Below are 26,858 nucleotides of genomic sequence, written 5' to 3'. Positions count from 1 at the left end.
TCGCAGAGGAAAACATTTAGCCACGAAACGCCAAGTGTTTTATTCTTGAATCTGTTCCAACCACTGGTATTCGGATGTTGCATTTGGAATCCGAATCCAAGCCTGTCTGAAATATTCAAACAAGTTTTTATTTGTTCCTCTTATTTCTCACCCTTCTATTTACCTCAAACTCAAAAAACATTTCCATATTATTAAAATTAGTTAGAATTTCATAAAATTATAAATAATAATCAAACTTATTTGTATTATTTTAGTCAGAGTGTAATCGCATCTATTTCCGGTCTGTCTTGTTCAGACGGCCTTACCAATCAAGTTATATGGATACATTCTATGCAACCGATCAAAGTCACCACCCTCTCCGCCTGCATCGCCGCCATTGGTTTCGTCCCTGCCGTTTATGCTGCAGATAATTCGACAGTTATTCTCGATACCATAACTGTCAAAGGCACACGCAATAAAGACGAAATCGGTAAAAACCGCGTCTATACCCGCGAAATCGTCAATCTTTACAAGAGCAAAAACGAAGTCGAAACCTTCAAGGGCAACACCGTATCCGACCTTTTGAGCGGTATGTCCGGCGTGTACAGCGGTGACGCGCGCAACAGCGGCGCGCTGGATCCCAATATACGCGGCGTGCAGGGGCAGGGGCGGATTCCCGTTACCATCGACGGCACGGAGCAGGCGATTACCGTCTGGCGCGGCTACGCAGGCGCAAACAACCGCAACTACGTCGACCCCAACATCATCAGCAGCGTTTCCATCGAAAAAGGCCCCTCGTTCAGCCGTGATATGAAAAGCGGCATAGGCGGCTCCGTCGCCCTGAAAACCATCGATGCCGACGATATTGTCCCCGAAGGGCAGAAATACGGCTTTGAAGTGAAGGCGGAAGCTGCCAATAATTCTATCAAGCAGCGTACCAATGTCTATGAAAAATCAGTTGATTATCGGACATTGGATGCACCTGCTGTCGCGCTTGGCGGTATTTGGCGGGCGATGTTGAATGATACCGACCGCGTCAATCAACGTTTCAGCGGACGCAATAGATTTGGGGAGGATAAAGCCTACCGCATTGCCGCCGCCACCAAGCAGGACAATTTCGATGCCATGCTCGCCTATGCCTACCGCAGTAAAGGCAATTATTTTTCCGGCAAAAAAGAGGCGGAGCGCTACGGCTATATCGGTCCTTGGACAATGGAAACGGTCAATGAATTAAACAGGCAGATTGCAGATGCCGCTGCAAGAGGCGAAAAATTTTACGGTAGTGAAGCCATGCTGGGTGCACCCGATATTGCCCGTATCGGACTTTTTTATCATCCGGGCGGAGAGGTAACCAATACTTCGCTGGAAAATAAATCATGGCTGGGTAAAACCACCTTCCGCCTGCCGAACCGCCAAACGCTCAAATTCGGCCTGCGCCATACCGACTCCACTTTCGGCGAAATCATGCCTTCCCGCGTCATCGGCCCGATTTTCAGTACGCCCGACAATTTAAATAAAATTGCGGAGTGGCCGAGGGCATGGGTGAAACAGCGTTCCTACAATATCGACTATTCATGGAAGCCCGAAGGCAGCCGTTGGATAGATTTCGATGCGTCATTGTGGACGACCCGTACCAAATCCAAAACCAATACTGCAGGCGGTTCGCCCGGCGACGCCCTGTATGAAGACAGGGTGGACAATTTAATGATGTGGAAAACTGTGATGAGTCGCTGGAATACCTACAATGAAGAAACCAAGCGCATGTATGAGGCATTGGGTTACACGAAAAAACCGAATGTCGTCGAACAGCTTCCGAATACCAACGGACGCTTCAATACCATAGAGGGCAATGCCTACTATGCTAACAATACCCGTAACGGTTTCAATTTTTCCAACCGCATGAAGCTGCATGACAAGCTGACGTTGACTCTGATAGGTGACTTCCAGAATGAAAAATTGAGATCGCGCAATGAGTTTTCAGAAGAATTGAGCCATGACGGCTTGGACAAATACAGGGAGGAAATAGAAGCAAAGCAATTGGTTACCAATACCGAGCTGACAAGATTCGGCGAGCCGAGAAACGGTAGGCGCAGAGAATGGAATTTTGGTTTCAATTTCCGCTACCAGCCGATGAGCTGGCTGACTCTGACGGCAGGAGCGCGCTATACCAACTTCAAGATACAGGACGACAACGAGCGGTTAAAAACCGGATTTGACAAATACAACAATCCCTTACAAGTCAATCGAGGTCAGGTATTTCAGTTTACCCGTGTAGCAACCGAGCAGGAATATCGTGATTATCTGAATGCGGTTAACAATGACGAATTCAATGCGGCAAGAGACAGTATCGTAATAGATGATAGAGGGGTGGCAATATTAAATCTTACTCCCTTTCATGACGAAAACAGACCAAGGCTGGATAAGCTGAAATACTATTGGCTGAAAGACGACAAAGGTCGTCTGAATCCTGCCAATCATCCTTGGTTTGCTATTCCCGAGTTGCATAGTCAAGCCGTCAATCCTGCTTATGATCCAAGCAATCCCGACAGTCCGCGCGTAGTTCAAAAATATATACCTAATTATGACATTCTAAGAATGTATAGGGCTCCTATTACACCTAACGAACTGCAGCGCGCCCACAAACAGGGTGGCAGCGGATGGGCTCCTGCATTCTCAGCCGCCGTCAATTTTACCGATAATGCCCGAGCCTATCTGCGCTATACCGAATCCCTACGTTTCCCCAGCATATTTGAGGGGACTTATGGCTTCTCGACTGCTGCGGGTTCATTTGCACGAATGGGATACGGTTGGCAGCCCGAACACGCCAAAAACTGGGAAGTCGGCTACATTCATGATTTAACTGGACTGTTTCCAAAAATGAAAAATGCGGATTTCCGCATCAACTACTTCCGCAACAAAACCAAAAATATCATCGACAGGGACGAGAATTTTGAATTCGAGCAATTCGACAAACAAATCCGTACCGGCGTGGAGTTACAGGCACGCTTCGACAGCGGCAGGTTTTTTGGAGGAGTCGGCGTATTGCGTACGCTCAAAAACAAAGTTTGCGACAAATCTTTTTCCGTTTCCAGTGTACATGATTCCAGTTACTTGACTGGCGGCGGATTTATTCCCGCGCCCGAATGCAATTACGGCGGTTTGACCGATAACGGTTATCTTGCCAGTATGGTTCAACCGCGCTGGTCGATTGATGCTGATTTGGGCGGACGCTTCTTCCGTAACAAGCTGGAAAGCGGCATCCGCTTCCATTATCACAGCCGTGTGTATCGAAACCGCCGTACGGTATGGCAGGCATATTACGATCAATTAAACCGTATCAATGACTATAATCTTCAAGCGGATACAGATACCATGCGTTGGCAGCCTGTCGCCATATGGGACGCCTATTTGCGCTACAAAATCGGCAAAAATCTGACCGCCGAGCTTGTGGGCAGCAACCTGACCAACCGCTACTACCTCGACCCGATGAGCCGCTCCTATATGCCCGCACCGGGCAGGACAATCCGTATTGGGATAACTGGAAAATGGTAATGATCAATTAATCATTTTGGGAGTAAAAAGCCGTCTGAACATTGGGTTTCAGACGGCTTTTTTCATGATGGCTTAGTTATGCCCTACTCTTTTATGTTATATGAAAGTTGAAGCTAACCTGCATAATTTTTATATCTTCTGCTTTGGAAGCAAAAAGGCTGCTTGAAAATGAAACGTCTATATTTCAGACGGCCTTTGCTTTATAGCAAACTCGAAATTTAAGCCACGAAATCCAATCCTATATCCAACGAATGGCTGCTGTGGGTCAGATAACCGAGGGCGATGCCGTCCACGCCGGTTTGCGCTACGCTCCATAAGCGATCGAAGCCGATGCCGCCCGATGCTTCGCAATAGACGGTGTGTGGGTGGGCGGTTTGCGTGTGGCAGCGGTTTGCCGCTTCTTTCAGGGTTTCGTCGTCCATGTTGTCCAGCAAAATCCGTTCCGCGCCCGCTGCGATGGCTTCGTCCAGTTGTGCCAACGTGTCCACTTCGATTTCCACGCAGGTCAACGGTCCGACAGCCTGTTTTGCCTGCTGCACGGCTTGGGCGATGCTGCCGCAATAGGCGAGGTGGTTGTCTTTGATGAGCACGGCGTCGTCCAAGCCCATGCGGTGGTTCACGCCGCCGCCTGCCCTGACGGCGTATTTTTGCAGGACGCGAAGCAGTGGGATGGTTTTGCGGCTGCACACGATGTCTGTGCCGTATTCAGCGACTTCGGCAACGGCACGTGCGGTGGCGGTGGCGATGCCGCTTAAGTGCGTGAGGTAGTTGAGCGCGGTGCGTTCAGCGGCGAGCAGCGCGCGGGCGTTGCCTTCGACGGCGGCAAGCGTCTGACCTGCGCGAACGGCTTGCCCGTCTTGAATTTCAGCTTGGAAACGGACGGACGGATTCATCGTCTGAAAGGCAAGACGCGCCAAGTCCATGCCTGCGATTATGCCGTCCTCACGACTGTTCAGGAAAAGTTTGGCAGTTTTATCGGGAGCGATGACAGCTGCGGACGTAATATCTCCTCGCCTGCCCAGATCTTCGCTCAAGGCTTGTTCTACCATGGGGCGCAACAGGGTATCGGGTAGAGGTAGAAGACTATTCTCAGACGACATGAAGGTTCCTTTGTTGAAAAATATTGATATTGCCCGATGGGGCAAAATTTAATTTGAGGCCGTCTGAAAATCAGTTAGCGACTGCCCAGCGGCAGTCCGATATCAGAAATCAGCTGATCGGGCAGGACATCGTCGCGGAATCGGTAAAGCTGTGCAGGACGGCCTTTACTGCCTGATACGCCGGTATCCGACGGCTCGATGAGGTTTTGCTGCTGAATCTGGCGGCGGAAGTTTTGCTTATGCAACAATCTGCCGCTGATGGCTTCGACGCTGTTTTGCAGTTGCAGCAGTGTAAATTCGGGCGGCATCAGTTCAAAAATCACGGGACGGTATTTGATTTTGGCGCGTAGGCGGGATAAGGCTGTCGCCAGTACACGACGGTGGTCGTGGCGCATGGGCTGCCCCGTGAGTGCGAAGTCGAAGTTTTCCTGAAGCTCGGTGGCTTCCGCTATCAGGCCGCTTTCATACAGCATTTCATAGCGTTGCAAAACGTATTCTTCCGACCAGTTTTCAGGTTCTACCCCCCAGCACAAATGAATGCGCTTGAGCCGCTTCTGGCGCACTTCCTCCGTATCCGCCGAGTTTGCCCAAATGCGCAGGCGGCTGACGATGGCGTCGCGCTGCCCGCCGTCAGCACGCAAATCTTCCCACGGAAAATAGCAGTAGCAGTCCTGCCATTTCGCATCGGGATGAAGAATGCTGTCGGCCGCTTCGCGCACCAGTCCCAAATAGCTGACGTATAAGACAGGCAGGCCTTGCTCGTTTTGGCGGCGCGTATCGACAAACGTATAAAGCTGTTCTACATAACCCATAGGCTGAGATGTCTGCTTGGCGACCCACATCCTGACCCCTGCCTGCAAGGAGTGGCGAAGTGGTGCAAGCAAGCCATTGGGTAATAGCTCTCCTTGGGCAACTGTCAAAACCCTCAAGCTGCCATTTGTAATGGCGATCAGTACAGGAACAAGCTCGACGATACTTTGCGGATTGGCCGCTGTTTCAGGATAGGCATCCATGCGTGGCTTTCATTCAATAGAAAACCTTATTGTAAACCAAAGCGGTTTTCAGACGATCTTGCATATTATACTCAAGTTGAGCATAATATAAAAACTATTTCAAAATATAAACGGCAAACCTTCATGCCGTCTGAAAAACCAGCCATAAGGAAGTCTCATGCAAACCGCCGCCCGCCGCTCGTTCGATTACGATATGCCCCTCATCCAAACGCCGACTTCCGCCTGCCAAATCCGTCAGGCGTGGGCGAAGGTTGCCGACACGCCCGACCGCGAGACGGCAGGCCGTCTGAAAGATGAAATCAAGGCTTTGTTGAAGGAGAAAAACGCGGTCTTGGTAGCGCATTATTACGTTGATCCGCTGATTCAGGATTTGGCTTTGGAAACGGGCGGATGCGTGGGCGATTCGTTGGAGATGGCGCGTTTCGGCGCGGAACACGAAGCCGACACGCTGGTGGTGGCGGGCGTGCGCTTCATGGGCGAGAGCGCGAAAATCCTCTGCCCTGAAAAAACAGTGCTGATGCCTGATTTGGAAGCGGAATGTTCTTTGGATTTGGGTTGTCCCGAAGAAGCGTTTTCAGCGTTTTGCGACCAACACCCCGACCGTACGGTCGTAGTGTACGCCAACACTTCCGCCGCCGTAAAAGCGCGTGCCGACTGGGTGGTAACCTCTTCGGTGGCGTTGGAAATCGTGTCGTATCTGAAATCGCGCGGCGAGAAGCTGATTTGGGGACCCGACCGCCACCTCGGCGACTACATCCGCCGCGAAACGGGCGCGGATATGCTGCTGTGGCAGGGTTCGTGCATCGTCCACAACGAATTCAAGGGGCAGGAGCTGGCGGCGTTGAAAGCGGAACATTCCGACGCCGTGGTGCTGGTTCATCCCGAATCGCCGCAAAGCGTCATCGAACTGGGCGATGTGGTCGGCTCGACCAGCAAACTGCTCAAAGCCGCCGTATCGCGCCCCGAAAAAAAATTCATCGTGGCGACCGATTTGGGCATCCTGCACGAAATGCAAAAGCAGGCACCCGACAAAGAATTCATCGCCGCGCCGACGGCAGGCAACGGCGGAAGCTGCAAAAGCTGCGCGTTCTGCCCGTGGATGGCGATGAATTCGCTGGGCGGCATCAAATACGCCCTGACAAGCAGACACAACGAAATTCTGTTGGACAGAAAGCTGGGCGAAGCCGCCAAACTGCCTTTGCAGCGTATGCTCGACTTCGCGGCAGGACTGAAGAAAAAAGATGTGTTCAACGGCATGGGTCCCGCCTGATTTGCCGTCAATATTGCCGTTTCAGACGACCTCTCAAACAAGGACAACACCATGCAAACCGATTGCGACGTATTGATTGCCGGAAACGGGCTGGCGGCACTGACGCTCGCCCTGTCGCTGCCTGAATCGTTCCGCATCGTCATTTTGTGCAAAAACCGGCTGGACGACACCGCAAGCCGTCATGCGCAAGGCGGGATTGCGGCGGCGTGGTCGGGAGAGGACAACATCGAAAAACACGTCGCCGATACTTTGGAAGCGGGTGCAGGTTTGTGCGACGAAGCCGCCGTCCGTACCATCTTATCGCAGGGCAAACCGGCAATCGAATGGCTGCTGGCGCAGGGTGTGGCGTTCGACCAAAATAATAACGACCTGCACCTGACGCGCGAAGGTGGGCATACCTGCCGCCGAATCGCCCACGTCGCCGACTACACAGGTGAAGCCGTCATGCAGAGCCTGATTGCCCAAATACGTTGCCGCCCGAACATCCGCATTTGCGAGCGGCAGATGGCGTTGGACATCCAAACCGAATCAGGCGCGGCGTGCGGATTGACCGTCCTCGACTGCCGAACGCAAGAAACCTACCGCATCCGCGCCCGCCATACCGTACTCGCGGGCGGCGGCTTGGGACAGATTTACGCCGCCACCACCACGCCGCCCGAATGCACGGGCGACGCCATCGCCATGGCAATACGCGCAGGCTGCGCAGTCGAAAACCTCGAATTTATCCAATTCCACCCCACAGGCTTGGCAAGGCCGTCTGAAAACGGCCGCACCTTCCTGATTTCCGAAGCCGTGCGCGGCGAAGGCGGCATCCTGACCAACCAATCGGGCGAACGGTTTATGCCGCATTACGACCGCCGCGCCGAACTCGCGCCGCGTGACATCGTTGCCCGCGCCATCGCCGCCGAAATCGCCAAGCAAACGCAAGACTTCGTCTCGCTCGACATCAGCCGCCAACCCGCAGCGTTCGTCCGCCAGCATTTCCCGTCCATCCATCGGCACTGCCTGTCCCAATGCGGCTTGGACATCACGCGCCAAGCCATCCCCGTCCGCCCCGTGCAACACTATACCTGCGGCGGCATCCAAACCGACCCCAGCGGCAGAACCTCCCTGCCACAGCTCTATGCCTTAGGCGAAACAGCCTGCACCGGCTTGCACGGAGCCAACCGCCTCGCCAGCAACTCCCTGCTCGAATGCGTCGTTACCGCAAGGCTTGCCGCCCAAACCATCGCGGACGGACAAGCATCCCAAACTGCACCGTCCCAAAGGTCGTCTGAAAACCCCACCGCCGAAGCAGGCATCTTTTCAGACGGCCTCCAAAACACATTCAGCCGCCCCGTCCTGCAGACGTTCAACCAACGTCATCTGGGTATCCTACGCAACGATACCGGCCTGCGCCATGCTATCGCCCAACTTCGGCTTTGGAAGCAAAACCTGGCCAAACCACACACCGCGTCTGAATACGAAAACCGTAACCTACTCGAATGTAGCCTCGCCGTCGCCCAAGCCGCATACGCTAGACGGCAAAATATTGGCGCGCATTTTAATAGTGATTGTTAAGGCTGATAGTGAAAACTTTTCTCCAATAAATAACGTCATTGACTGAAAAAGAAAAGGTTCTCACATGATTAAGGAAAGATTGAAAAAAGTAGGAGAACCGGTGGAAACTAAAATGCAGGGATTGACAGTAGTTATAAGTGATAATAACTAATTGTAGAGAGAAAAAAGATAGAATTAATGAAAATAAGACCATCTAATCGGTTTTGAATAAGTTTAAACAAAGTTGGCACAATTCACTATCTTTGCCCTACTCTATTTCATCAGGCTACAATTAGTGCTGACCCTTACCTTGGAAACTTGGGATTTGGCATAACCGATTGCGTATTCAAGGGCGCCTTTGGCGGAATTTCCTCGGGTAAAACGGATACTGTATCTAGTGCTTGTCTGCCACATAGTAATGTCGGCATCGTAAGCATAAAGATTCAGACGGCGCTGACCACGAATAAATTGGGTGTTCTTGGCATATTCGGGAATGTAACTGCGGTCAATAAGGCCGTCTGAAAAATCCATAGCCTTCACCGCTCCCGCAGCCAGCCATTGCAGATTTTTTATATTCGTAGTCGGTATGAGCCGCCTTTTTACAGCAGTTGCTTTTTCAGCCGACATCCCCGTTACGGCATCCTCTGTCAATATAGCTATATCGCCAACCTTAATACCAGAATCAAATTGGTTGCTCACAATTTTAACCATATCGGCAATATCCCCTTTTTCTGTCGGCATAATGGTTTTAACTGTTACCGTATTGTCAGTGGTATCGGCATGGACACCCATTACCAGTGCAGTATTGATAACGGTAAACTGAATAAGGTCAGTCGTATTGCTACCTTTCCGGGCATAAAACTTGATGATTTCGCCTTCACGATAAGTCAAATTGGTTGTTAAATCATAGGCAGCAGCCGTCAAATTACACCCAGAACCATGCCACATTTTTTGGGCCCTTCAATCTGAGACCACCTTCAAGCCATAACATTCTTTCGCCACCGACTACTAGTTCTTTACTGTTTTCTCTGTCGATGACGTCTCCCCCCCCTATAAGCGACAACAATCTCATTGGTACAGACATCTAACTAAGGTTTTATTAGAGAGTAACCACATGGTTTTCATAGGAATCTTGGGCAAGGTCGGCATGTTCTTGTTTGCTTAGTTGGGTCATGGTTTAATTTCCTCTAAAGTAACGGTAATACTAAAAAAATCATTGACATTATGAGGTCCCGGTCCATAACCTTCCAAAGTATTTTCCCCAAAATCAGGGGCTATTCTTTCATCTGGTAAACCATCTTCATTTTTATCATACGGATACCCTCGCTTCCAATAATATTTGGTCAGTGTTTTTTCTTTTTCAAGATTTTCCATTACATCGCTGATATTGAATTCAGTTTCTTCCTTTTTACCAGTCGCCTTAAATGAAGCTCCAAAATTTTCAGGCTTCCACTGGCAGACACCTTCTCCGAAATAATCTTCATCCAGTACAGCATCAGCATAGAAGAGTACTTCGTATTCATCATGTCCGACCAAATTCATTTTGATTGGAATATTTTTTTCAGGAGATGCCTTCGCACCTGCCAACCGACTAATGGTATAAGAACAATTTCTTGCTGCATAACCAATATACATATCGTTTATAGGTTTCATCGGCCCCGGTGCATTATTAATCTTAACCTTAATCCTGTATGGTTGTTTCGGCTCGGGGTTCAATTTGAAACGTGCTTCTGTTTGTTCTTGGACACTCATATTATTTCTATCCGTACAAGCATTTAGGCTAAAAGTTGACAATAAAGCTGCAGATAGCAGCAGGATAAAAGGTTTCATCAGTAAAGTCCTTATTCAATATCATGAGCAAATTAAATATTACTTTAAGATAACTTGATCAGGATACATTCATGTTCGTTGATTGTCTGATGCTTCAACGTATTTACACGTTACTCTAAATTGTGGTTTATAACAATATTCAGACATCTTAACTAAGATGATACTGATGGTAAATAGATAGTGATTAATGGGGAAAATACAGTCTGAATGGTAATATTTAAGAAATATTGGAAATTCTACTTTACCTTATCCTACTCATCGTTTTTTCTATTTCTTCTTCCTTCTTCTAAATTTCAATAACTTGTTTTAAAGTATTCAGGTCCATGAATATTTTAGGAGTGTTGACAATCTAAAAGACCGTCTGAAACGTAATTTCAGACGGCCTATTTAATATCAGATGATAAAACTGATTTATCCAGGCAACAAACAGTTTGATTTAGATTTTTACAATAGGTATATTTCTTTTCATCTGATTTGGATAACCGACAACATCATGAAACCTGCTTTTTGCCTCCCAATATTGTTTTTACTTTCAGCGTGCCGTCCTGAAGCTGAGACAGTCGATACGGCTGCACCAACGGCGCGTAAGCCTTCTTATTACGAGTCTGAAAAGCGTCAAACTGCAGTCACTCCAGTTAAAACACAAGTTCCTGCGTTATCTGCAATCAAAAGCCAGGCTGATTTTGACTTACTTTCGCGTATCTATGAACAAGGTAGTGAATATGAAATTCCTCATATCCTTTTCCTCATCGATCGTGAAGATAATAACCGTACCGACTACATCAATACTCCCAAATTTCGGCTGCATGAGCACTATCTGGCTACTATCTTGAAACCCATGCTGTCAAAAACTGAATTGAATCAACAATACCGTAGTCCTAACCGGCGTTATCTGTTTGGTACGATCAGTTGGCAGAATAGTACTCAGGAATATGTTTATGAGTTTTGGGAAGGAGACAAAATCACGCCTGAATTGTTGAAATTGGCGGCAGGCCGTCTGAAAAACAGTTTCTACGCTCCGTTGCGTTATAAAACCAATTCTTTATGGCAGGAAACCGTTGCCGAGCAAAGCAAAGTTCCTTTTATTACCCAAGAAAGTTTGATTAAAAATTTCCCCTACCTGCCTCTAAACCAAGGTAAAGCGATAGGCACATTACGCGTTATTGCCAAAGAAGATGATCTTTATAATGTCGGTGCCGATGATATTATTATTTTGAAAGAGGTTCCCCTAGAGCTGCCACCTGTGGTGGGGATTATTAGTGAGAAACCATCTACTGCACTATCGCATGTGAATGTATTGGCACGCGGCTGGGGGATTCCCAATATTTACCTTAAAGACGCAGAAAAAATCCTAGCCCCATATATTGGCCATCGTATTGAATTTGAAGCGACTGCTAAGCAATACCGAATTGTCCAAACCAACCGGAACACTACCAGCAAAAGCTTTTCAGACGGCCTTACCCTGCCCCAACCCGATGTTTCCGATTACAGCCTTCGGGCTTTGACAAACCTGCGCCATGATGACAGCCGTTACTGCGGCAGTAAGGCTGCCAACCTCGGCCATATCCGCGCCCATATTGCAGGCAGTAATGTACCTGACGGATTCTGCATTCCCTTTGCCTACTATCAAGCCATGATGGATAGGCTGGGTATTAACGCGACGATACTGGCACAAATCGAAACGCAAAGTGATGGAGACAACCGCAAGCGCCGCACTGCTTTACTCACGCTGCAGAAAAAAATTACCGATGCCGAAATCCCGTTGGAATGGAAACATAGATGGGCTGAAAAATGGCGCAATCAATTAAACAGCAAAGGCGTGTTTGTCCGCAGCTCCTCTAATTCCGAAGACCTGCCCAATTTCAGCGGCGCAGGGCTGTACACCACCGTGCCAAATGTGACCGATGAAAACGCGTTGGTCGAAGCGGTGAAGCAATCTTGGGCTTCCGTCTTCAATTACAGCGCATACGAAGCCCGCCGTATTGCCGGACTGCCTCACGATAGCGTGAAAATGAGTGTCTTTGTGCAACAAAGCATCAATGCAGATCTCTCAGGCGTGTTGGTTACCATCAATCCCTATGATACTGCTCAGAAAAACAGCTCCTACATTGCCGCCAAACGCGGGTTGGGTATTCGTGTCGTTGAAGGCAAACGGGTAGCCGAACAGGTGGTCTATAACCGTCGCAATGATTCTGTACAACGTCTCAGCTCCTCTAATGAAACCACAGCGTTGCAACTGGATAAAAACGGTGGAGTACGGGAGGTGCCTGTAACCAGTGGCAACGTGATGAATCAAGAACAAATACGTCGCCTTGACCAAACCGGCCAACGAATCAAACAGCTATTTGCTAATGGCGAGCAGGATATCGAATGGGCGTTTGACAATGGTAAGCTTGTTATCCTCCAGGCACGACCGTATCTAAACGGCACACGTTAAAGTAAAAAGGCCGTCTGAAATTATCGTTTCAGACGGCCTTTGCATCATAAGTTAGTTATACCCTATACTTCCCGTTCTCCAAGGAATTATGATGTCAAAACAGCTCACATTTTATTTTATTCGCCATGGCCGTACCCAATGGAACGAACAGGGGCTTTTGCAGGGATCCGGTAATTCACCACTGACCGAACAAGGGATTGCAGGAGCTCAGAAAACCGGGGCGGCGCTACAACAAGTAGAATTTACCGCTGCTTATTCCAGTATTTTACAACGCGCCATTGATACGGCTGGCCATATTATCGGTCAGCGTCCTATTCCTCTTTTTCAGCACTGTGGACTAAATGAGCAATCTTTTGGAAGTTGGGAAGGTATGCAGATCGCTGACCTGCGGAAGTTAACCGAATTCAGACAACTGACCAATGACCCGGCATCTTATAAAGCATTAAGCAATGGTGGCGAAACCTTTGAACAATTAGCAGTACGTGCAATGGCCGCTATTTACGATATCATTAAGGTACATCAATCGGGAGCCAATATTTTAGTGGTATCGCATGGCCATACCTTGCGGCTTTTATTATCCTTACTAGACGGAGCGACTTGGGAAAACCATCGTGATGAGGGTAAATCCGTGTCATTGTTGAATACTTCGATCAGTATTGTGAAATACGATAGTGAAAGCGGTTTTCATATTGAGCAACTTAATGATGTGGCTCATTTACAATGATCACAACTATTCAACGATAATAAAAAAGGTGGGCATTTTTACCCACCTTTTTTGCCATTAGCCGAACACTTTTTCCAAGTGTGCTTGGTAATCGGATAAGTATTGTTCTACTTGTGGATTTTTGATCACATCGTTACATAAGAATGTCGGCAGACGGGTCAAACCGATGAACTCATTGAGTTTGTGGAAGTGCATGTATAAAGCATCCACGCCTTTACCTTCGAAGAAATCGCCTTCGCGGGTGAAAGCTTCAATCGGCGCATTCCAAGTAAGTGAAAGCATGTGTTTTTTGCCTTGCAACAAGCCACCTGTGCCGTAGCCTTCAGTCGGATTGACACGATGGCGACCATCACTATGGTAAAGCTTGCCGTGTCCGGCGGTTAATACTTCGTCTATGTATTTTTTCACTGTCCAAGGTTCGTGCATCCACCAGCCTGGCATCTGCCAAATCACTGCATCTATCCATAAGAATTTTTCAATTTCTGCTTCAACATCATAGCCGGCATCAATCACGGTTTCTTTTACATTGTGTCCAAGTGCGGCCAAAACTTCTTTCGCTTTTTTATGAAGCGTGTGGTTCAACTCGCCATGTGAATGGCCGAAATTTTTACCGCCATCCAATAATAAAATATTCATCTTTTTGCTCCTACAACAAATAATTCTGAAAAATGAGGTCTTAAATTATGCCTTTTTACTGCATATTTTAAAAGTGCATTCACCTACACGTTATTTACAGACCATAAAGGAAAATTTCTCATATCTATAATTAGCATTCATTATTTCTCTTCAACCAAACAAGCCTCTTCTATCAACTCTCTAACCCAGCGATATGCAGGATCTTTATGTGTCCGTTCGTGCCAAATAAGGGTTTTGGTGAAGCCTTGAATTTCAAGGGGCGGTTCAAAGTGTTTGAAATTGTTTAAATGAATAATCAAGCGCTCAGGCACGACTACCAATAAATCGCTTTGTTCTAGTAATTCAGGCAAAACAATAAAGTTTTGTACCGATAGGCTGACATTTCTTTGTAGCCACATCGCTTTCAGGGCTTGGTCAATAACACCGCTGAAGCTGCCGCCATGATAGGAAATTAAGGCTTGCTCTCACTCACAAAATTGCTCAAGGGTAAGTTCTGTTTGTTGGGCTATTGGGTAATCGCGGCGAACGGCACAGATGTAGCGTTCATCATACAAATTTTTTGCGTGAATATCCGGTGCTTGGAAGTCTGGTGTCACCAGTGCAAAGTCAATTTACTGCTGTTCAAGCTGATTTTGTACGATGCTTTCGTTAATCGCCAGCACCACCACTTTAATTTTCGGCGCTTGGATTTTAGAAAGCCTGCCTAACAACCGCGTGCGTGTATTAACCGAAGAAAGCCAAATCGGCAAACTCGCCAAAGGCTTGGCAGAAACTGTGCCAAATCCAATGGTAAACGGCCATCAAGCATGGTTGGACGGTTTAACAAAAGCAGCGAAAAAATAAAGCAGCCTGCACTTTGAAAAACAAGGTGCAGGCTGCTTAGGGTAATGTGTCGTTTATCAATCCAGTTTCACGATTTCTCCGTCTTCCGGAACGTTCACACGGCTTTCAATGCCTTGACCGCGTATAAATTTACGCATATCGGCGCGGCTGACGGCGGTATGATTCACGGTATCCATGTGTACGGTGATGATTTTGGCTTTAGGCATGACTTGGCTGGCTTTTAATACATCAGCCGTCCCCATAATAATGCCGTCTGAAATGCCTGAAATCAGCGCGTAGCCCGTGTTCATAATCAGATAATCGGGTTTGTAGCGGTTCAATGCTTTGTTTACATCTGCCGTCCACACAGTATCACCCATAATATAAGCGGTTTTGTGTCCGCTGCTTTGGAATACTACACCCATTGCATCACCTAAGATTTCGGCTAGCTGAGGGTTGGCATACATTGCCTCTGTGCCATGTACGCCGCCGGTTTTGCTGATGGTTACGCCGTTGAAGACAGTGCTGCCGTTCAACACGCGTACATCAGTAAAGCCTTGGCTGCGGATTTTTGCCGCGTCGGCTTGGTGCTGCACATATACGGGCAGTTTTTTCGGAATGGAACGTGCGGCGGTTTCGTCCCAATGGTCTTCGTGAGTATGGGTAACGATAACTGCATCCACACCGTCCAAAATTTTATTCACACTCATTGGCAGCCCGACCAGCGGCATTTTGGCTTGGTTATTGAACGTGCCGGCAAAGCCGTTCATGGAATGCTTGGGGGCGAAAAAAGGGTCAATCAAAAACGTCTGTCCTGCGTATTCGACTTTGGCAGTAGCGTTACGGATATGTTGGTATGAATCGTCTGCCCAAGCGGAAAAGGCTGTCGCGCCCAAAACAGTGGCAAGAATAAATTGCTTGAATTTCATGATGTTGCTCCTTAAAAAATCATGGAGCGTATTTTAAGCAGCAGGTGCATCGGCTAAAATAGGCAATATTGCCAATAAACGTAAGGATAGTGCCAAAATATCGTCTGAAAACGAGCATAACGAGTTTCGCCAAAATCAAACTGTCCCAAAAATCGTGCTATATGCTCAATCGGGCATGAATGATTTTGTCTTCAACATTCCCTTTTCTGTTTTTCAGACGGCCTATCGGGACAATCCACTCTTTGACCTGAAAATCTGTTCCGACGACGGCCAAGACGTTATCACGGCACTGGGCGTAAGCATTCCCGTACACGGCGGATTGGATTTGACGGAAGAAGCCGACATCATCGTCATCGCAGGCTGGCGCAATATTGAAGAAACCCCGACGCCGGAACTGGCTGAGAATTTACAGCGGGCAGCGAAACGTGGTGCGCATATCACCGCCCTATGTTACGGCACTTACGCCCTTGCCTACACAGGACTTTTAGACGGCAGAACCGCCGCGACCCACTGGCTTGCCGAAGACGACTTTGTCCGCCGTTTCCCCAAAATTCATCTGGATACCAACCGCCTTTATGCGGAAGACGGCAACTTCTTAACATCGGCAGGTGCGGCGGGCGGGCTGGATTGTTGCCTGTACCTCATCCGCAAAATCCACGGTGCAACCGTTGCCAACGACCTTGCCCGTACCTTGGTTGCGGCACCACACCGCGAAGGCGGGCAGGCACAGTTTATCCACCGACCTGTCGAACGTCGTACCGCCGATGACAAAATCAATCACTTATTGGACGAACTGCGCCAAAACCTTGCCACCTCATACCGCTTGGACGATTTGGCAAAAAAATTAGCCGTTTCCCGCCGAACCTTTATCCGCCATTTTTCTCAAGCCACAGGCATGAATTTCGGTGAGTGGCTCACCACAGAGCGGCTATGGCAGGTACAGGACTTATTGGAAAATACGGATTTACCGATAGAACGCATCGCCGAACAAAGCGGCTTCGGCAGTGCGGCAAACCTACGTTTGCAGTTCAAAGCCAAGTTTAAAATCAATCCGAATGCCTGGCGGAAAGTATTTGGCAGATAGCTCGCGTTAGTCAATCCAAAATACCTGAGTACAGGCTGCTCTGGAGGTCGTCTGAAAACCCAAAAAGCAGCCTGTACTTTTCAGACGGCCTCAACAGGTAAACCTTTACCCACACCAATAATTTCCATCTAATTTTCCCCACATACAATCCCCGCAAACGGCAGGCCGCTTCATATTCCCATCCATAAGGAACAACCAAAATGAGAAATCTCAAACTGACCTTAGCCATCTTTTTCGGCGGCATATTCGCTTTATGGCTGTTTGCCGCGCCATTTCCAGACAAGTGGGTGTATTTCCCATACGCAACCTATTATTACAGTTCACCAGTAGCATCAGCATACTGGCCATGAGTGCTTGTATGATTCTTGCAGTACATCCCAAAATGTTGGAAGGACTATTTGGCGGATTGGATAAAATGTACCGCCTGCATAAATGGTTGGGCATAATTGCCCTTTCAGGCAGTATCCTGCATTGGACCAGTAAGCAATTTCCCAAATGGCTGGTAAAACTCGGACTGTTTGACGGCAAAAAGCCGCCGCGCCCGCCGATGCAGGAAGTCTTGACTTTAAAAGATTGGTTGGTTACCCAGCGTCATTTTGCTGAAGAAGTGGGTGAGATTGCTTTTTACGTTGCAGTCGTCTTATTGGTTATCGCACTGATCCAACTTATTCCCTACCGTTGGTTTGCCAAACGTCACATCTTAATTGTCCCAGTCTATCTTGCACTTGTATGGCACACCATTGTATTGGCAAACTTTACTTACTGGGCTCAGCCACTTGGCTGGTTGCTGGCTACCGCCCTATTCTTCGGTAGTATTTGTTCGCTCCCCGCCCTCTTTAAACGCATTGGTAAACCGCAAACGGCAACAGTAACTGCCATGAACCAAAACGGCTCCCTTCTTTCACTTACCCTGAATGCGCAAAAATGGCAAGGCACCAGCCGGTCAATTCCTCTTTTTACCTGCACATGGAGAAAGCCACCCATTTACCATCGCTTCCAACTGGAATCCTGAAAATCAACAAATCAATCTTATTATCAAAGACTTGGGAGACTACACCCATCGTCTGCCTCAACGTTTGAACATCAGCGATACCATTCAAATTGATGGTGCATATGGCCGCTTCAATTTTTCAGATAAAAATGAACAAATTTGGGTGAGTAACAGTATTGGTTTTACGCCTTTCAAACGATTGACTGGTTCCATGCCGATAGAAATTTATCTGCAGAAATAATCGACCAATGGAAAGATTTAGCTCAACAAGCGAATGTTACGTTCTACTATATTCCTTCTGAAACTCAAAGATTGTCCACTGATCATATTGCACAAGGCGTTCAGAATAGTAAAACTCGCAGCCTATGGCTTTGTGGTAGTCATAATTGCAGGAAGTCTTAAGACACTCTCATTGCATCAAGAGCTGTTTGAATTCCGCTAAATGAACCTGATGGTTTTAAGTAGTAAAGCATTAAGGCCGTCTGAAAGATTTTCAGACGGCCTTTAAGCCACAACCTTAACAACATAAACCTACGGTTGCTTTTTATGTTTCACACATTCTGTATCATCCAAATGATATATTGCTTCAATTGCATCATGTTCAATATCAAGTTTTGATAGGATTAAAATCAATACCCGTAATATAACGTTGTCCAGCATGAGCTTTAATGTGCACAACAATATCAATGGTCTGTCTAAGCAGGTTTTTAATAACTTCAAACTCCAGACCACTTCCTTCTGGTGAAGCTTTTACCATTAATGCTAATTGATCCCATGTTTGTTCCGTGCTACCAGCATGGCAACTTGTAATAGATCCCGGGTGTCCAGATGCACAATTTCGAATAAAATAAAATGATTCGTCACCACGTAGCTCTGCTAGAATAATTCTATCTGGCTTCATACGCAGACAGGATTCCATACAACTTTTTGCCGTAATATTTGAACTACCTTGTCCACCTTTTGAGTAAAGTAAATGAACTACATTTTCATGAGGAATAAATAGCTCCCTAGCATCCTCAATGCTGATTAGTCGCTCACTTAAAGGAATGTGATTAACCAATGCTTTCATGAAAGTAGTCTTACCGCTACCAGTTGCACCTGAAACGACTATATTCTTTTTATATTCAACGGCTTTTTTAAAAAATTCTTCGTAGTTCCGATTGTTCTTCAGTTCTACTAATTCCTTATCTTGAGGAGATAATTCTCCATTTAACTCAATAATCTGACTAAAGAAACCATCTTTACTATACTGACTTAAGCTCTTTGTGTGTTTTGATGGCAAACGGATCGTAATTGAAGCTTTTCCTGCATCACAGGCAGGAGGAATCACAAATTGGGCACGTTGTCCTGTTGGGAATGTCAACGATACCATCGGCTCTGCCTCTGTAATTCGTTGACCAGTATTACTTTCATTAACAACAGCTGTACAGAACTGACGTGCCCTATCAAAGTTTAGCGTATCTACTTCTACCTTTTTCCAACCTCGAGAAGTCTCAAGAAATACCTCTCCCGGCCTATTAATACAAATTTCTGTAACATCAGGATCTTTCAGGAAAGAGGTAATTCCCAATACTTCGTATTGATAATCTAAGAAATCTGCTGAAATTGTTGAGTTTAATTCATCCATGTTTAAAATAAGTTTATTCAAAAATTTAATTACAATAATACTTGAACCTTAGGTGTATTTTTCATTTTAGCCTAAGAAATACTCAGCCATCTGGCTTGTGTTAACTGCTTTTGTTGTGTTTCTAATTCAAATTGCTGAGTTGTTGTTTGTACTTTGATAATACTCTCCTCTATCGGAGTAACCGCAGCTTTCTGCATATCCACAGAAGCAGTTCTTAATTCAGGAGCTTTATCACCAATAAGAATATGTCCATTTTCTTTGATATTAATAAGAGATGCACCTCTCATCTTGTTTGCGTACCCTTCAGCAGCCAGTGCCATAGCAATATTATCTAGGCTTCTTTCATCGTAGATAATATCTTTTTTATTACAGAATTCAGTAAAAATTTTTTTACTCTGCTGATAGATATTTAGGGCATTTTGCGGGATTGCTTCCAAATTCAAAGGCTGATTAGTGTACATATCATCCCCATTGCTAGGAGCTGAAGTATGAGCCATGTTGGTATTCCGAGGTTGACGCAAAATCTTAATACCATCTATTCCCGTAGCAGAATGTACTCTAACAACATCATTATATTGGCCTGTTTTTTGGCCTGTTTTTTGTTCTTTTAAATGAATTCCTAAATCACCATTTTTGAAATTTTCAATTTTAAGACCATTTACATCTAATGTCCCTGTATTTCTATCCCATTCATATACCATTCTAGCACTACGGTAAACGAAACGGTTTGGTTGAGATAAATCACGTACACCACCCTGTAATATATGGCCATTTAATGACACTTCACCCTTGCCGTCTGAATCTCGGATAATATCTAAATTATCAGCACGATATTTGTCATGTCCTTTACCACCAAATAATTTATCTCTTCCGGAATTACCGGCTAAAACATCATTACCATTACCACCAATTAATACATCATTACCACTACCGCCTAATAAAATGTCATTTTGATTAGTACCTTTTAGAATATCATCACCGGCATCTCCATACATATATGCACCACTTTTTAAGAAAGTCTTAGATCTGCCTATTAATAAACTATCACGGCTATATGATCCATCAGCAACGACTTTATTGTTACCCTTATTTCCAAAAGTGTCATAATTTGCCATATGTTTAACAAATACTTGTTTATCTTCCGGCCTTAAGAATGCCTCAGAAAAGTCTTTGGTAAAATTGGTACGGGTATTCAGAAAGTAATAAATATCCTTTTCATAATAACTCAATTTAATCGATTCATTTTCTTCTGAATTTGGACGCATACCATACATATTTTGGCGAGCAATCAAATCCTTAACTTGCTCAAAAGATTTACCCTTGATATAAGGATAAAGATCACCGCTAATTTGAGTACTATAGGCACTTCCATTATTTCGCTCTTCATAAGCAATCATACGTGCTTCATTAAAGATTGCCTCTGCTTCTCCATAGCCTCGTGCTTGAGCATAAGCTTTAGCAGTATTATAATAACTCGCTGATTTAGCCTGATATTTACCCAATGCATGTCCTATTTCATGGGCTACTGCTGTAGCAGTAGTATACTTTGAACCTGGTAGAAAATAGATATTTCTATCTTTAGAGTTATAGTATGCATTACTCTTGCTATCTTTAGCTTCGAAAAAACCTTGTCCGTTACTGCTAAACTGATTAATTTGTCTAACCAGCTCATAATCTGCCTTTATCCTGTCCAATTCTGACATAGTGGAGTTGAACCGTTTATTATGAAAACCTAATATTCTTAATTGAGTTTCTGCTTTTTCGTTTAATTTAGTCATTATATATTAGTCTCTGTATCAATAACCCATCGGACTCATTTCTGTATTACTATAAAAAGTAAATGATGTGATTGCTCCAGAACCGTTGTTTGCTGCAATTATTTCACGACCATTTTCACGCCAGTAGTAATCAACCAGCTCTTTAATCGGGTCAGTTCCACGTCGTGGATAATAATCTCCATACTCAGGAGGCATTTCTTTCTCCTTAGGCTTTGGTAAAAAATCAGGAAATCTGTTTTCAGGAAAAATACTTATTTTTTCTTTGAAATATTGTTTGGTCGGTAAAATAATGAAACTGGTTTTATATGAGGTATGACGTACTGCCACATATAATCCAATAGGGGAAGTAAAATTTTCGAAATGATTATTAACATGTCCTTCAACAACTGGAATTTGCCAAATATCTTCTAATTCTAGCGCATACATTGCATACAGGCAGTCATCTTTAAAAGCCGTATCATACATCTGCTTGATTAGATCATCCCGATTTTCCACTTTGTGCAACATACTTCGGCAACGATTGCGCACTTGTTCCATAGTTATTTCTTTTTCTATATTCTGCATCTTGGAAGAATCCTTAATATTTTTATTACTAATCTGCGGAGTACAGGAAGTCATCAAGCATACAGTTAATATGGCTGTAATTGCCAATAGCTTCATATAAATTCCTTTTTAGTCATTTTGCAAATTTCATTTTCAGACGGCCTCGAACTTTCATTACTATTACCGTTTTCCTTTTAACGAGGCGACCTTTACTGACCCCATCAATCGTTTAGTAAATGTCCCATCTTGGTAATAACGGATTTTCCCCACTTGCGCCGGATGTGACATACCTTCGTAAAGGATAATTTCCTTATCTTGGCTCATTGCCTTTAACTCTTGCGGCAACATCAGTGCGCGGCGCTCTTCGCTTTCCGAGACACTACGTTCACGACCACGGCTGATATTTTTTCTTTTCACTGTAGTATAGCCCAACATTTCAGAGTATTCATTTGCATCCTGCTGTTCTCTAGGTGTATAGATGATTTGCAAAGCATGGTTAGTGATAATAGTACGTGCATATTCTTTGCCATAAACAGCATCCAGCTGGGCAACTGATTGTATAATCGGAAATAGGCGAATGTTGTAACCTGCCATATAGCTGACAGAATGAGCAATAATTTCAACTTTACCGATACTTGTGAATTCGTCCATTAACAACATACATTGGTGTTTTAAATCTGGATTATCCTGAGGTAGCTCTTTCGTATTTTGGTTGATAAGTTGAGAGAAAAAGAGGTTAACAATGACTCTTGATTCAGCAAGTTTGTTAGGAAGAATGCCGATATAAACAGTCATTTTCTTTTTACGTACGTCAGTCAACAGAAAATCATCAGCGGAAGTGGCGGCATCAATGACGGGATTAATCCATGGGTTGAGAGGTTCTTTAAACGTACCCATGATAGAACCAAAGGTTTCTTTTTCCTGAGAGATTAAACCGGAAAAAGCAGTTTTTGTAGCCTCGCTGAGATATGGTTGTTGTGATAAAGATGTAAAATACTCCTTGAGCTCTGTTCCATTACCTGATGAAAGGCGATATATTTTCCCTAATGTACAAGCTGGCTCATTTTCTTTGCCCTCCACAGAAAAGTCAGCCATTGCTTCATGCTCATCAAAACAATAAAGTGAAAACGCCAAAAACGCATTTCTTGCCTGCGCTACCCAGAACTTATCACGGCTATCTCCATCAGGATATAGCATTGCAGCTATCGACATTAAATCCGATACTCGCTGGTCAGGATCAGAAGAAACGTAGGTAAACGGATTCCAACGGTGTGTCCTTCCATCTTCGGCAAACGGGTTGAACAAATAGACTTCCTGACCTAATACTTCTTTGCGGTAGCCGCTAGTTAAATTGAAGTTCTCCTGTTTGATGTCCAAAACAACTACCGATCCTTTATAACTTAACAGGTTCGGAATAACGATACCGACACCTTTACCTGAACGTGTCGGCGCTGCCAACAATGCGAATTGCTGGCCATTGTAATGTAACAATTTGCCGTTGTATTTACCGACGACAATTGAAGTATCTGTTTGTTTGAAAAATCCTGCTTTTGTCAAATCAGCCATCCCTGCAAATCGTGCTTCCCCATGAAGACTTTGGGAGGCAGTGCGCCAAATAGGAATTAAACCAAGCAGGGCAATCAGAAAAGTAAAACCAAATCCAACAATTCCTGATGTTTTAATTTGCAGTGAATATTTAGCAACCTGAGGAATATCCGACGTATTATAGTATTTGAACCATGTTGTAAGTAGTAAGGGCGTTTTATCTAAGCCTAACCATTGCAGCAGGATAAAGCCTGAAAGGTAACAGCCTAATATGAAAGAAATTAATAGTAAAACTACCGTAATAATAGATTTGTTTTTTAGAGTCATTTCAATACCTGTAAGTCAAAGGAATAGATTGTTTTAGATTTCTAGTGAAGATATTAGTTTTCAGACAGCCTAAGGTAATAATGGAAAGCTCAGTTAGTTCTACTAATGTGTATTATGAAATTTATCACTCTCTTTTAGTACTATCCTTGGCAGTTTCACTGTATGTTTGAACTAAATATTTTTTGCTATTTTGATAATACTCATGCACACCGCTCTATACAAACTCTTAGGACTACAGTTGGTAATAGAACTATAGATAATAGTAGGACAAGAGGCTTCATCAGCAATTATTCTTTATGATAAACGCATAATAATTAGGCCGTCTGAAAAAACAGACGGCCCTTAAAATTACTGCATAACCGAACTGAAATCAATGTCCTGGGCAGTATAAATATTAATCAAGGTCCCTTGATTGATCGTTACTGTATTGGGACGAGCATTATTTCGCTCAAGTTGATTGATAGCCTGTTGCTTCAATGTATTGGCTGTATCACTCTGGTAAGGATTAGTGGTAGTTGATGTGTTGGTTGTAACCGTTTGTCCTTGTGGGCCATATTCAGTAGCAGCATATTTAAAAGCATCAGAAATCATACTAATCAATAAAGCTGATGCCAAACGTGATCCCCAATGAGACTTAAATTTACCAACATGGCCAGCTGCACCAAGATTATCTACTCCAGGAGATTCCAGTGTTACATCAACGCCTTCTGGTGTTATGATTCGATTCCAAATAACCTCCATTCGCGGACCAGTAGGATTACTGGAACCATATTGTCCCATTACTTTCGAACCTTTCGGTAACAAGAGATATTTTCCACTGGCAGAATATACAGGCTCAGTGATAATACAAGATGTAAATCCTTTTACTTCAGAAACAATTTTAGTTTCTAATACGCAGCGTAAATAAGTACCCTGTAAAAGTAATTTATCCCTGTTATGCATATAACGAACAGCATTAGCTTGAGCTATGCTTGCTCCCGACTCTTTCTGAGCAGCCTCCCCATCTTCAACAAATTTAGAATCCGTGTTGGCAGACATATCCACAGGCTGCACGGGAATATTAGGAATTATAGGCGGAGGGGTCTCTACTATCGGTGGAGATGATATTTCTATTGGTGGCTTAACAGATTCGGTAGTTTTAGAACTCTCTGGATCAGGCTTCTGCTCTTCCACTAAGTCAACTGGAGGTATCTCAGTAACTTGAGGCTCCGGAGCAGGTAAATCTGGTACAGTAACTACCTGAGGACGTTCTGGAGGGGGAGCTTCATCAGAACCACTAAATTGATGATAGGCAAATGCCCCTAGCCCAGCTAACCCAAAACCTGCAGCTACAATAAACGCAATAGCTTTTTTGTTGACTGTGCGATCAACAGGAGCATTTAGTTGAGGAGCATTCTCCTCAAGTCCCGCCAATTGTTCTTGTTCGTATTGGCTTGAATATAAATTTTGTGATGATTCACTATCTTTGTGATGTTCATTATTTAGCTTATCAGACATTCTTAATTCCTTTTTAATCCAACCACATCATTTCCATGTCTCAAAACTAAGAATGGATAAGTCCCATGGACAATAACTACATTACCTTCAACATTACTGTTTAAGACAAACTCAGCTCCTTTCTCTGATTTTCTGCCATAAACAGCAGGAAAATCACCTGTGAACTTGCCCTTATTCAAGTGGACATAGGTAAATCTGCCATCATCATAGACTTTTAAAGGAACTAGCCAACGAGATTTTTCATTTGCAGCCACATCATAATTAGTATTATAGATTTTAGAAGAATCATATTTCAGGCTATAACCAGCCAAAGTACTAGCACGAAGACTGAAATCCGTAGAATCGGGATATCTGAATTTAACTTGATAATTCACCCCTTTGTCTGAAGCTTCTGCTAAATTACCAACAACATTTTTCATAACCTTAAGCTCAAAAATATATTGGTGAGCCTGAGTACGAACAATAAGATTAGTATCAACTGCATCAGCCTTTGGACGCAGATAAAACACATTTTCTCTACGTACCAAATCCCATCCACCACTTAGGCCCGCACCAAAATCTTTAACCTTTTCACGAGAGTCAAGTTCAATTTGTGTGACTACGCCTTGTGCCGTATGAACGGGATAAGTTGTATTTTCTTGAAACGTATACTCTTGAATAGCTGCAGCATAGACGCTTCCTTGCAACAAACACGATGCTGCTGTTGCTAAAAACATTTTTCTTAACATTATTGATTTCCACTTTCAACAGATATAGGAGAAGCATTAGGAACATCATTATCTACAGATGTAGGAGCTTCTAACTGGGGCTGAGGTACACTTTGTACTTGTTGCTGAGCTTGGCTTTCAGATGATGTTCCTGCTGAAAGATAATCTGAAGATAAATCTTGAACAGGTGATTCACTAGCATCAGGATCAACACGATAAGACAATACCTGGAATCCCAGGGGATTTTTTAACCTATACTTTTCATCCATCTTCAAATTGCTATTATAAGTATAGGTCAGAGTAGCAACATTGCTATCCATAAATCTTGATATGCCAGTACCCTTATTTAATAAAAATCTTTGGAATCTTACTGTTGCGCTAGCATCGCGACCATCGGCCTTTCCACTATTATTAAGGACGATACTCAAAATCTTAACGCGAATTGACTGAGCAGACCCATAAAGATTAAATGGGCTATTCGGGTTACTTTTATTCATCAGATTGCGATAGCTGTCAGATACCCCTGCAACCGACATAGAATAAACTGTAGCCCAGTCATTATCATAAATAATCTGACTATCAAAAGATTCTCTAGCAATAATAAAGTGGGAAATATTACTCTTATTTACTGCTTCATTTTTAGTAATATCTAAATTATTCCAATCGCCGGCTAGTTTAGCAACAGTAGCTTGTCCCGTATAGACATCAGCCATAACAAGATAAGGTTCTTTTTCTTTCAGCGGCAAAATATAAAATAATCCGCCAAGCAGACACAAAGAAGAGAAGGTAGAAATACCGGCAACAATCCATGCCCTTTTCTCACTTTTTTTGCGGATATCAACCAAGGTCGTTTCAAAATCCAAAGATCTTTTTACAGCCTTTTGGATATTACCATCAGTAGTATTTTTACTTGATTTGAACATATGTT

General features: G+C 44.6%; 24 protein-coding genes. 9 read left to right on the top strand and 15 right to left on the bottom strand.

Annotation, left to right across the window (positions count from 1 at the left end; all coding sequences use genetic code 11):
• The first annotated feature begins 330 nt into the window (after positions 1–330).
• Positions 331–3,531, top strand: a complete 3,201-nt coding sequence (locus tag DBY95_RS02475; protein WP_107723266.1) for a TonB-dependent receptor domain-containing protein — start codon at positions 331–333, stop codon at positions 3,529–3,531.
• A gap of 218 nt (positions 3,532–3,749) precedes the next feature.
• Here DBY95_RS02475 and nadC read toward each other — a convergent pair whose 3' ends face one another.
• A complete protein-coding gene (nadC, locus tag DBY95_RS02470) occupies positions 3,750–4,631 on the bottom strand; it encodes a carboxylating nicotinate-nucleotide diphosphorylase (RefSeq protein ID WP_107723265.1) in 882 nt (293 codons plus the stop codon).
• Between the two features lie 74 nt (positions 4,632–4,705).
• Positions 4,706–5,644, bottom strand: a complete 939-nt coding sequence (locus DBY95_RS02465) for an NUDIX hydrolase (protein ID WP_107723264.1) — start codon at positions 5,642–5,644, stop codon at positions 4,706–4,708.
• Between the two features lie 157 nt (positions 5,645–5,801).
• Between DBY95_RS02465 and nadA the strand changes: the two genes are divergently transcribed.
• Together nadA and nadB are read left to right on the top strand one after the other, a co-directional pair.
• Entirely contained in the window at positions 5,802–6,914 is a 1,113-nt protein-coding gene (nadA, locus tag DBY95_RS02460; RefSeq protein WP_107723263.1) for a quinolinate synthase NadA, read from the top strand.
• 51 nt (positions 6,915–6,965) lie between these two features.
• The gene (nadB, locus tag DBY95_RS02455) at positions 6,966–8,474 is read left to right on the top strand and encodes an L-aspartate oxidase (RefSeq protein WP_107723262.1); all 1,509 of its coding nucleotides are present in this window, start codon (positions 6,966–6,968) and stop codon (positions 8,472–8,474) included.
• A gap of 252 nt (positions 8,475–8,726) precedes the next feature.
• Here the strand turns inward: nadB and DBY95_RS02450 are convergent, their stop codons facing one another.
• On the bottom strand, positions 8,727–9,401 hold the full coding sequence (locus DBY95_RS02450; protein ID WP_107723261.1) for a hypothetical protein: 675 nt from the start codon (positions 9,399–9,401) through the stop codon (positions 8,727–8,729).
• A 222-nt stretch (positions 9,402–9,623) separates the two neighbouring features.
• Positions 9,624–10,283, bottom strand: a complete 660-nt coding sequence (locus tag DBY95_RS02445) for a hypothetical protein (protein ID WP_234394576.1) — start codon at positions 10,281–10,283, stop codon at positions 9,624–9,626.
• A 493-nt stretch (positions 10,284–10,776) separates the two neighbouring features.
• Here DBY95_RS02445 and DBY95_RS02440 point away from each other — a divergent pair, with 493 nt between their 5' ends.
• Together DBY95_RS02440 and DBY95_RS02435 are read left to right on the top strand one after the other, a co-directional pair.
• Complete coding sequence (locus DBY95_RS02440; protein WP_107723662.1) at positions 10,777–12,720, top strand: PEP/pyruvate-binding domain-containing protein; 1,944 nt, start codon at positions 10,777–10,779, stop codon at positions 12,718–12,720.
• A gap of 91 nt (positions 12,721–12,811) precedes the next feature.
• The gene (locus DBY95_RS02435; RefSeq protein ID WP_107723260.1) at positions 12,812–13,444 is read left to right on the top strand and encodes a histidine phosphatase family protein; all 633 of its coding nucleotides are present in this window, start codon (positions 12,812–12,814) and stop codon (positions 13,442–13,444) included.
• A 57-nt stretch (positions 13,445–13,501) separates the two neighbouring features.
• On the opposite strand, the gene DBY95_RS02430 is transcribed toward DBY95_RS02435, so the two are convergent.
• The 3 genes from DBY95_RS02430 to DBY95_RS10645 all read right to left on the bottom strand — a co-directional run bounded on the left by DBY95_RS02430 (position 13,502) and on the right by DBY95_RS10645 (position 14,679).
• Complete coding sequence (locus tag DBY95_RS02430) at positions 13,502–14,080, bottom strand: NAD(P)H-dependent oxidoreductase (protein ID WP_107723259.1); 579 nt, start codon at positions 14,078–14,080, stop codon at positions 13,502–13,504.
• Between the two features lie 140 nt (positions 14,081–14,220).
• On the bottom strand, positions 14,221–14,478 hold the full coding sequence (locus tag DBY95_RS10650) for a hypothetical protein (RefSeq protein ID WP_234394575.1): 258 nt from the start codon (positions 14,476–14,478) through the stop codon (positions 14,221–14,223).
• Between the two features lie 66 nt (positions 14,479–14,544).
• Positions 14,545–14,679, bottom strand: coding sequence for a hypothetical protein (locus tag DBY95_RS10645; protein WP_293203256.1), 135 nt, complete (start codon positions 14,677–14,679; stop codon positions 14,545–14,547).
• A gap of 40 nt (positions 14,680–14,719) precedes the next feature.
• Here DBY95_RS10645 and DBY95_RS02420 point away from each other — a divergent pair, with 40 nt between their 5' ends.
• On the top strand, positions 14,720–14,923 hold the full coding sequence (locus DBY95_RS02420) for a hypothetical protein (protein ID WP_107723258.1): 204 nt from the start codon (positions 14,720–14,722) through the stop codon (positions 14,921–14,923).
• A 56-nt stretch (positions 14,924–14,979) separates the two neighbouring features.
• Here the strand turns inward: DBY95_RS02420 and DBY95_RS02415 are convergent, their stop codons facing one another.
• Positions 14,980–15,831, bottom strand: a complete 852-nt coding sequence (locus tag DBY95_RS02415) for an MBL fold metallo-hydrolase (RefSeq protein ID WP_107723257.1) — start codon at positions 15,829–15,831, stop codon at positions 14,980–14,982.
• 154 nt (positions 15,832–15,985) lie between these two features.
• On the opposite strand from DBY95_RS02415, the gene DBY95_RS02410 reads away from it, so the two are divergent.
• The 3 genes from DBY95_RS02410 (at position 15,986) to DBY95_RS10635 (ending at position 18,147) form a co-directional block, all read left to right on the top strand.
• On the top strand, positions 15,986–16,915 hold the full coding sequence (locus DBY95_RS02410; protein WP_283122211.1) for a GlxA family transcriptional regulator: 930 nt from the start codon (positions 15,986–15,988) through the stop codon (positions 16,913–16,915).
• Positions 16,916–17,168: 253 nt separating this feature from the next.
• Entirely contained in the window at positions 17,169–17,927 is a 759-nt protein-coding gene (locus DBY95_RS10640) for a ferric reductase-like transmembrane domain-containing protein (RefSeq protein WP_234394572.1), read from the top strand.
• On the top strand, positions 17,830–18,147 hold the full coding sequence (locus DBY95_RS10635; protein WP_234394571.1) for an FAD-binding oxidoreductase: 318 nt from the start codon (positions 17,830–17,832) through the stop codon (positions 18,145–18,147). Before DBY95_RS10640 ends, DBY95_RS10635 begins: the two co-directional genes overlap by 98 nt.
• A 366-nt stretch (positions 18,148–18,513) precedes the next feature.
• Here the strand turns inward: DBY95_RS10635 and virB11 are convergent, their stop codons facing one another.
• The 7 genes from virB11 to DBY95_RS02370 all read right to left on the bottom strand — a co-directional run bounded on the left by virB11 (position 18,514) and on the right by DBY95_RS02370 (position 26,853).
• Complete coding sequence (virB11, locus tag DBY95_RS02400) at positions 18,514–19,533, bottom strand: P-type DNA transfer ATPase VirB11 (RefSeq protein WP_107723661.1); 1,020 nt, start codon at positions 19,531–19,533, stop codon at positions 18,514–18,516.
• Positions 19,534–19,604: 71 nt separating this feature from the next.
• On the bottom strand, positions 19,605–21,311 hold the full coding sequence (locus DBY95_RS02395; RefSeq protein WP_107723255.1) for a calcium-binding protein: 1,707 nt from the start codon (positions 21,309–21,311) through the stop codon (positions 19,605–19,607).
• Positions 21,312–21,329: 18 nt separating this feature from the next.
• Positions 21,330–21,971, bottom strand: coding sequence for a hypothetical protein (locus tag DBY95_RS02390; protein ID WP_234394570.1), 642 nt, complete (start codon positions 21,969–21,971; stop codon positions 21,330–21,332).
• Positions 21,972–22,034: 63 nt separating this feature from the next.
• Positions 22,035–23,726, bottom strand: coding sequence for a type IV secretory system conjugative DNA transfer family protein (locus DBY95_RS02385; protein ID WP_107723254.1), 1,692 nt, complete (start codon positions 23,724–23,726; stop codon positions 22,035–22,037).
• A gap of 348 nt (positions 23,727–24,074) precedes the next feature.
• On the bottom strand, positions 24,075–25,223 hold the full coding sequence (locus DBY95_RS02380; RefSeq protein WP_107723253.1) for a TrbI/VirB10 family protein: 1,149 nt from the start codon (positions 25,221–25,223) through the stop codon (positions 24,075–24,077).
• A gap of 2 nt (positions 25,224–25,225) precedes the next feature.
• Positions 25,226–25,951 (bottom strand): TrbG/VirB9 family P-type conjugative transfer protein, encoded by a 726-nt coding sequence (locus tag DBY95_RS02375; RefSeq protein ID WP_063068979.1) that lies wholly within the window; start codon positions 25,949–25,951, stop codon positions 25,226–25,228.
• Positions 25,951–26,853 (bottom strand): virB8 family protein, encoded by a 903-nt coding sequence (locus DBY95_RS02370; RefSeq protein ID WP_107723252.1) that lies wholly within the window; start codon positions 26,851–26,853, stop codon positions 25,951–25,953. Before DBY95_RS02370 ends, DBY95_RS02375 begins: the two co-directional genes overlap by 1 nt.
• Positions 26,854–26,858: the final 5 nt, after the last annotated feature.

Origin of the sequence: Neisseria subflava (assembly GCF_003044935.1) — a bacterium.
Classification (GTDB): Bacteria; Pseudomonadota; Gammaproteobacteria; order Burkholderiales; family Neisseriaceae; genus Neisseria; species Neisseria subflava_E.
Note: the sequence above shows the minus strand (reverse complement) of the source record. Positions and strands in the feature narration are given on the sequence as shown.